This is a genomic window from Paenibacillus sp. p3-SID1389 (assembly GCF_025151705.1).
GTDB lineage: Bacteria > Bacillota > Bacilli > Paenibacillales > Paenibacillaceae > Fontibacillus > Fontibacillus phoenicis.
In genome coordinates this window covers 83,734-90,806 of record NZ_JALXVO010000013.1, presented here as the reverse complement: position 1 = coordinate 90,806, position 7,073 = coordinate 83,734, and the positions used below count along the sequence as shown (strand labels likewise).

5 protein-coding genes are annotated in these 7,073 nt (G+C 54.3%); 4 read left to right on the top strand and 1 reads right to left on the bottom strand.

What is annotated here, in order from left to right; translation table 11 throughout:
• The first annotated feature begins 11 nt into the window (after positions 1-11).
• The gene (locus M3G15_RS07920; RefSeq protein WP_260070575.1) at positions 12-818 is read left to right on the top strand and encodes a TrmH family RNA methyltransferase; all 807 of its coding nucleotides are present in this window, start codon (positions 12-14) and stop codon (positions 816-818) included.
• 2 nt (positions 819-820) lie between these two features.
• Here the strand turns inward: M3G15_RS07920 and M3G15_RS07915 are convergent, their stop codons facing one another.
• Positions 821-2,632: a sensor histidine kinase gene (locus M3G15_RS07915; protein ID WP_260070572.1), complete on the bottom strand. Its 1,812-nt coding sequence runs from the start codon at positions 2,630-2,632 to the stop codon at positions 821-823.
• A gap of 71 nt (positions 2,633-2,703) precedes the next feature.
• On the opposite strand from M3G15_RS07915, the gene M3G15_RS07910 reads away from it, so the two are divergent.
• The 3 genes from M3G15_RS07910 (at position 2,704) to M3G15_RS07900 (ending at position 7,010) form a co-directional block, all read left to right on the top strand.
• Positions 2,704-4,113 (top strand): response regulator transcription factor, encoded by a 1,410-nt coding sequence (locus M3G15_RS07910; RefSeq protein ID WP_260070571.1) that lies wholly within the window; start codon positions 2,704-2,706, stop codon positions 4,111-4,113.
• 35 nt (positions 4,114-4,148) lie between these two features.
• A complete protein-coding gene (locus tag M3G15_RS07905) occupies positions 4,149-5,600 on the top strand; it encodes an ABC transporter substrate-binding protein (RefSeq protein WP_260070570.1) in 1,452 nt (483 codons plus the stop codon).
• A 243-nt stretch (positions 5,601-5,843) separates the two neighbouring features.
• A complete protein-coding gene (locus M3G15_RS07900; protein ID WP_260070569.1) occupies positions 5,844-7,010 on the top strand; it encodes a substrate-binding domain-containing protein in 1,167 nt (388 codons plus the stop codon).
• Positions 7,011-7,073 lie beyond the last annotated feature (63 nt).

The following is a 7,073-nucleotide window of genomic DNA, read 5'->3' as shown; positions in this document are numbered from 1 at the left end:
ATGGAAAAGATATGAAAATTTTGTCTGCACAGAACCCTCGCGTCAAGGAATGGGCGGGGCTGCTTGAGAAGAAAAATCGGGACAAGCAAGGGAAATATCTGATTGAGGGCATTCACCTCGTGCAGGAGGCGTTGCAGTCGCGGGCGGACGTGGAATGCGTCTGCTATGACCTCGAGCACGGCATTCCGGTCGAGCTGAAGGCTGCGGCGTCCGCCGGGCTGGACGTCGACTGGATCGGCGTGTCCGCCGCCGTGATCGCCAAGTGCAGCGATACGAAGTCGCCGCAGCCGGTGTTCGCGGTCGTGCGCAAGGACCGCGGGACGGTCGCTCCGCTCCTTGCGAAGGAGCGGAGCTTGGTGGTCGTGCTCGACGGTGTGCAGGACCCCGGCAACGTCGGCACGATCATCCGCAGCGCCGATGCGGTTGCGGCGGACGGGGTCATCGTCGGCTCTGGCTGCGCCGACATCTACGGGCCTAAGGTGCTGCGCGCCACCATGGGCTCGCTGTTCCACCTGCCGGTCGTGCATGCCGACCTGGCAGAGGTGCTACCGCAGGCGAAGCAGCTGGGCATCCGGCTGGCCGGCACCAGCCTGCAGGCGGCGGCGAACTGCTTCGCCTACGATTTCACGCAGCCCGTGTGGCTGCTGTTTGGCAGCGAAGGCGGCGGCCTTAGCCCGGCGGTCCGCGAGCTCATGGACGATGGGCTGCTGATCCCGATGCGCGGCAAGGCCGAATCGCTGAACGTGGCGATGGCCGCGTCCGTGCTGCTCTATGAGGCGATGCGGCAACGGTATTTTTCAACCGGTAAAAATTCCTAGATTCATTCCGCTTCCCGCCGCGCGGGCAAGTGGAATTCCACGCACGTGCCTTCTTCTGGCGAGCTGTCGATCCGAAAGTACGCCTGTTCGCCATAGACGATAACGAACCGGCGGTAGGCGTTGTAGATGCCGGTATGCTTTTTGAAGAAAGGGTCCTCCGTCTCGCCGCCGCTTTCGATCATCCGGTGCAGCTTCTCTAGCACTTCCTCCGGGATGCCCATCCCCGTATTGTAAACCCTAACCCGCAAATATTCCTCGAACAGCTCCACGCTGATCCTAAGCAGGAACTCCTCCGCGCCCATCGCGGGGCTCCAACCGTATTTGATGGCATTTTCAACATAAGGCTGAATACTCAGTTTCATGACCGGAAACGATAAAGCTTCGGGGGCGATATCGAAATCGGCCCGGACATCCCTGCCGTTGCGGTAGTAATGGATCGTTAGGAAATTCCGGATATAGCCAATTTCTTCTTGCAGCGAAGCCCACCCGCTATCGTTGCGAACCGTGTATCTCATCATGCGGGAGACTGACTGCACCATTTCCCCCACCGCCTCGCCGTTATTGCGGATGGCATAGGATTCGATCGTCTCAAGGGTGTTGAACAAAAAGTGGGGATTGATTTGCGCTTGAAGCTGCAGAAGCTCCCGCTCCTTCTCTTTCATTTTCGACTGGTAAACCTCGCGTTCCATATCCTGCAGCTTCACCAAGGTCTGGTTATAGCTTTGGATGAGGAAGCCGATTTCATCCCGGTGCTTGGGCTCGGGAACCGGAACATATTGGCCGCGCCCGAGATGCTTCATTCCTTTATGCAGGTTGTACAGCGGCTGCAAAATCTTGTTCATGACCGGAAAAGCCATTATTAACGCCGCGGCCAGGCTGATTCCGGCAATCAAAAGGGTCAGCCGGAAAGTCTGCACGGCGCCTTCTTTGATCCGGTCCAGGGGAGCCATCCAAATTAGCCCCCATCCCGGTTCCGACAGCTCTGTGTAACTGGCCTCATACTCTTTGCCTGCCGAAGCGAATAAAAAATGGCTTTGCTTCTCCGGCTCCCGATCTGCCCGCGCAAACAGAAAATCGCTAAGCAGCTTCTCATTCAGCGGCTCGCCCGATACGGCGGTTCTTAAGTCGGTATGGTACAGCACAAGCTGGCCGCCGGCGTTACTCTGCCCGCTGCCGAGCATATCGGTCAATTGATCCTCCCGGATCTCGATCACAAACCAGGACATCGTCTCTCCGGTATCGACGTTAATGATCGGGCGCACATAGGAAAAGACGCGGTCTTGGGTATACGAAATATACTTTATGGGATGCGGAGGCAGCAGCCGGGGCGACGTTACGGACAGCAACGATTGATACATCGGATCGTCCTCAAAGGAATAATCGGGGTTCAATCTTTTCTGGTACGACTCGAAATAGACTTTGCCCGCGCGATCCAGATACAGCGTGCCGAGCACTTCGGGATGGAATTGCAGAGAGCTTTGGATGATGGAGCGGAACTTCAGGATATGATCGGCCTGATCGGACAAATGGCCGGCTGGCGAGTTTACATATTTCTGGAAATTTGGATCGGTGAACAGATTGTCGAAGGATTGGTTCAGATTTTGCAAATAACCGCTCACCTCTTTGGCGACAAACTGCATGTATTGGCTGGAAATCAACGCCGAATAACTGGTGCTGGAGCGGTACATGAACAGCTCGGAACTGCCGCTTACCAGAAAAATAGGGATGATCGACAGGAGGATTAACAAAATAAACAGTTTGAGCTTTAAGGATAAATGGTTTACTATTCGTTTAAGAGATTTTACCGGCTGCAATTGATGTTCCCCCCTTAGCTAAAAATCTCTTTTCCGCACAAGCTTCAGCCACGCTTGAAGGAGTGAAAAAGATGAAAATTTGCGTTGCCGATGACGAGATGGAAGTTAGGCTTAGTATTATTCAAAAGCTGACGGCTTTATTTCCCGATGAGCAGATTTTCGATGTCGGGTTTGGCCGTCAGGCGGCGGAGCAGATTAAGCTGGTTAAGCCCGATCTGGTGTTTCTCGATATTCGTATGCCCGAGATGGACGGGATTGAAATTCTACGCTTTTTGAAGGAGACAAGCTCCCGGATCCATGTAGTGATTATATCAGGGTACGATGAGTTTGAATATGCTCGGAAATCGCTTCAATTGGGTGCGATGGATTATTTGTTAAAACCTGCCGACCGAACCCAGCTATCTGAGATTGTCGAAAAAGTGCAGAAAGAGTTGACCGCTGCTCTTCTTACGGAGCTCGATTTGCTCGTCTCCAAGGAGCCTGGAGTACGGGCGATTCTGAAGGAGATCCATCCGGTCAACGCAAGCCTATGGTTTGATGAGCGAATATGGAAGCGCATACAATTTGAGGATGGGCCGCCGTCGGCGGATTTTCTCTCCCGGGAAATACTGCTTACGTTTGTTACGGATGCGGGAAGCCGGGGAAAGGTCGTGCAAACCAATCTGGATCAAGGCGGAGGGTGCTTTAGGGAAAAGAAGAAATTTGCCGAAGCGCTGCTGCTTGAATATCGGAGGAACCGGCAAACCGTTTTTTTTCAGCTTAAAGGTGAAGAGGCGGCGCTCAACCCGAAAGAGCGGAAGGCGGCGGCGAAGCGGGCCGCGAAAATGCGGCAGGAGATGATCAGCCGGGCCAGAGGCGGAGATTTTGCAGGACTTGAGCGCGACCTTGAGCGATGGTTTGACTGCTTGGAGCAAGCTGGGTATGAGGAGCTGCAGAAGGAATGCGGTTATCTGATGTCGCTCTTGGATGAAGGGCTAAGCAAGCAGGAGATCATTTATCTGGAAGAAGATACCTTATTTTACTGGGCCGATTGGGTAGCAAGGCATCGTACTTGGGATGAGCTGAAGGGTAAAATCAAAAAAATAGTCCTTGGCGGAGTTAAGGCGCTAAAAAACCTTGAACAGCAGCAGGAGCAGAACGCTTCCGGGCTGCAGCCTTGGCTTCTTGAAGCGCTCCGCCTTGTCGAAAACTGCAGTGACCCGAACGTAAGCCTAGAATGGATCGCCGAGGAGGTCAACGTCCACCCGGTTACGTTAAGCCGAATCTTCAAGCAGCAGACCGGCATGAATTTTGTGAAATATTTGACGCAGAAGCGGCTCCGCATGGCCCGGACTCTGCTACTTGAAACGAACAAAAAAATCAATGAAATCGCGGAAGAGGTCGGATATGCGGATTACCCTTATTTCCGGAGTAAGTTTAAGAAGGAGTTCGGACTGTCTCCCTCCGAGTTTCGCAAAAGTCACGGTATAGCGTCGGATTAACTCTGGGAACATACAGCATGTAAGGGGGGAAAAGTATGAACAAAAACCACGTGCTACTCCTGAAGATCGTTTTTACGCTGCTGGCCTTCGCGGCCGGCACCGGCTGCTTGAACCGCATGATCGAGCCAGCGAAGCCGGACGAGAAGGAGAGCCGGGCGCAGCAGCAGGTGCTTCGCGTGCTGTACTCAAACCATGAAGCCGGGCCGGAAGCCGTTATCGACGCCATGGAGACGTATTCCCGGCAGACCGGCATCCGCATCGAAGTGGAGGCGCTCCCCTACAACAATCTTCAGGAAAAGGTGTTCTCGGAGCTTGCGCAGGGGAAGGGAACCTATGATCTGATCGCAGTCGATACTCCATGGATGCCCAAAGTGATTGAGCATCTGGAGCCGCTAAGCTCCTATATCAAGCAGTCGAATCATCCGGATTCGATCAAGCTGGACGATTTTATCGCCAAAGTCTTCCTGGACACTTCCGTCTTTAGGCCGGACTCTCCCCAAGCGGAGCCTCCTTCGCTGGAGACGGTAAGTTTAGACGGGATTACATCGGCCGGTTTTGAAATATGGAGCCTGCCGATTCAATCGAACGCGCTGACGGTCAGCTATCGCAAAGACCTGTTTGAATCGCCGCAGTATCGGGAAGAATTCCGGAGATTGTATGGCCGGGAGCTTGAGATTCCCCGCACCTTCGGCGAATATGCCCAAGTCGCCAAGTTTTTTACCCGGGATACGGATGGCGACGGCAAGACGGACTTGTACGGAACGACGTTGATGGGAAGCCGGCACGAAGCGAATTTCGTGGATTTCAAATCCTTCCTCAACTCCTTTGGCGGCCGTTTGTTTGACGATGATTTTGAGCCGGCTCTTCAGAGCAAGGAAGGGGTAGAGGCGCTGCAAACTTACGGGAGCTGGATTAACGAGTACAAGATTACGCCGCCGGACGTCTTAACCTATACGTGGGACGAAGTCTCCGTCGTGTTCGAATTCGGAAAAGCGGCGATGGGGATGAACTATCACAACATGAGGCTGAATCCGAAGGTCGGCGGAGAAGTGGGGTACTTTATGTTTCCGGGGACGATGGAAGGCGGCGCTTTGATCCGAGGCCCCCATTTCGGTTCTTGGGGCCTGGCGATCAACCGTTACTCCCGGCAGAAGGAGGACGCTTATGCGCTGGCGGAATATTTGACGAGTCCTCAGTCCCAGATGGGGTATTTGAAGTTTAACCACCATGTGACCCGCAAATCGGCTTATGAACAAGCTCAGCATATCACCGATCCGTCCCTCCGCGAGTATTACCGCGTACTTGGAGATTCGTTAAGAGTCGGCGTAGGCCGGCCGCGCATCACGAATTACGAACAAGTATCGGATGCGGTGCAGTCCGCTGTCCATGAATACCTCACCGGCGAAAAAACGGCGCAAGACGCGCTTTCCGATGCGGCGGCGGAGGTGAGAGGGCTGATGCGGCAGGCCGGATACCATAAAAGATAAGATGAACCTCCAACAAACACATCCAACCTAGAGCGAACATCCGCTCATCCCGGAGCGCCGTTTCTTGCGGGCGCGCCGGGATTTTTTTATGCCCGGAGCCGGGTGTGTTGTAAGCGCTAAAAACATCCCCCCACATAGCTAAATTCGTCTTCTATTTCAAGCCGATCCGGCGCTCTATACTGTGGGTATCAAGCAGCCGGGGGACAGCTTGAAAGCGATCACAAAATACCAGGGGGGAACAAAATGAAAAAAGTATGGATGGGAACTTGCCTGGCGCTTGCGCTTAGTCTTGCGATTGCAGGCTGCGGCAAGCAAAACGCCGCAACCAACACCGGAGCCGGGCAGGAGAATCCGAATTACAGCGCCACTTCGGGGCCGCTTACGATCAACCCGAATATTCCCGACCTCGAGGTGCTCGATAAAGGTCCGGGCGGCGTGCAGGCCGTATCGGCCAAGTCGCTGAAGCTTACCGAGGAGGAGCTTCAGAAGATCAAGGAAGGGAAATACAAAGCGGCGATTGTCATGCACTACTCCGGTACGGACTATATGTCCGCCGCTGTGAACGCCATGAAGAATACGTTCAAACAAATGGGCATCGAAGTCATAGCCGTAACGGATGCGCAGTTCAAGGCGGAGAAGCAGGTGAACGATATCGAAACCGTGCTCGCCAAGAAGCCGGATGTGATGATTTCCGTGCCGGTCGATTCGGTATCGACCGCGGGCGCTTACAAGAAAGCCGTTCAGCAAGGCGTCAAGCTGGTATTTATGGATGGGGCGGCTGACGGGCTTGTCGCAGGCAAGGATTATATCAGCATTGTGTCGGGCGACAACTACGGCAACGGCGTCCTGGCGGCTGACATTATGGCCGAAAAGCTTGGCGGGAAAGGCAAAGTCGGCATCGTGTACCATGACGTGAACTTCTTTGTGACGAAGAACCGTTCGGATGCTTTTGAAGCGACGATAAAAGAAAAATACCCGAATATTGAAATCGTCACCAAGGGCGGTATTACAGATCCCAATAAAGGGCAGGAGGTTGCTGCCGGAATGCTAACCAAGTATCCCGATATCGACGGCATCTTTGCTCCCTGGGACGTGCCGGCAGAAGGCGTGATGGCCGCGGCCCGCACGGCGGGGCGAAATGATCTGGTGGTGACGACAGTCGATCTGGGAACCAACGTCGCGATCTCGATTGCTTCGGACGGCATCGTGAAAGGGCTTGGCGCGCAGCTTCCATATGACCAGGGGGTAGCGCAGGCAATCCTGGCAGGCTATGCCCTGTTGGGCAAGGAGGCGCCCGCTTACGTGGCTTCTCCGGCGATCAAAGTCACAAAAGAGAATGTGCTTGAGAGCTGGAAGCTGATCTACGGCGTAGACGCTCCCGACAGCGTGAAGAACGCCGCGGCAAAGTAACCAAATTTGCGGAAGCGGGGACGGCCTGCAAACCGTTCCCTTGCTTCCTGGTAAAGAAGGTGA